The sequence below is a fragment of the Bacillus pretiosus genome (assembly GCF_051294775.1).
In the GTDB taxonomy this organism is placed as follows: Bacteria; Bacillota; Bacilli; order Bacillales; family Bacillaceae_G; genus Bacillus_A; species Bacillus_A wiedmannii.
This window is the reverse complement of the sequence record NZ_JBPPHF010000180.1, coordinates 1-307: the sequence shown is the minus strand read 5'-3', so window position 1 is coordinate 307 and position 307 is coordinate 1. Positions and strand designations below refer to the sequence as shown.

Annotated in this window: 2 protein-coding genes; both read left to right on the top strand. The window is 38.4% G+C overall.

Annotated elements, in window-relative coordinates; translation table 11 throughout:
- A partial coding sequence (locus ACSG5Z_RS30405; RefSeq protein WP_435712802.1) for a cell division protein FtsA C-terminal domain-containing protein occupies positions 1–186 on the top strand: 186 nt, incomplete at its 5' end.
- 39 nt (positions 187–225) lie between these two features.
- On the top strand, positions 226–307 hold an 82-nt coding region (locus ACSG5Z_RS30400), incomplete at its 3' end, for a hypothetical protein (RefSeq protein ID WP_435712804.1).

Here is a 307-nt window from a genome sequence, read left to right as displayed (position 1 = left end):
GCTAAATTACGTGGAAAAAATGTGCAGGAAAAGCAAGAACATTTTGACCCAGTACCAGCACCAGCACCAACGCCGGTACAACAGCAACCTGCGAAACAAAAAACTCGTAATCAAAACAATAATAATCAAAATGATGAACGTATGATGTCAAAAGTAAAACGTGTATTCCGTTATTTATGGGATTAAAATTGGACACGAAAAATGAGGTACTAGGGGGATTTCGACATGTTAGAGTTTGATACTACTCAAGATCAATTAGCGAATATAAAAGTTATCGGTGTCGGCGGTGGCGGAAACAATGCTGTAA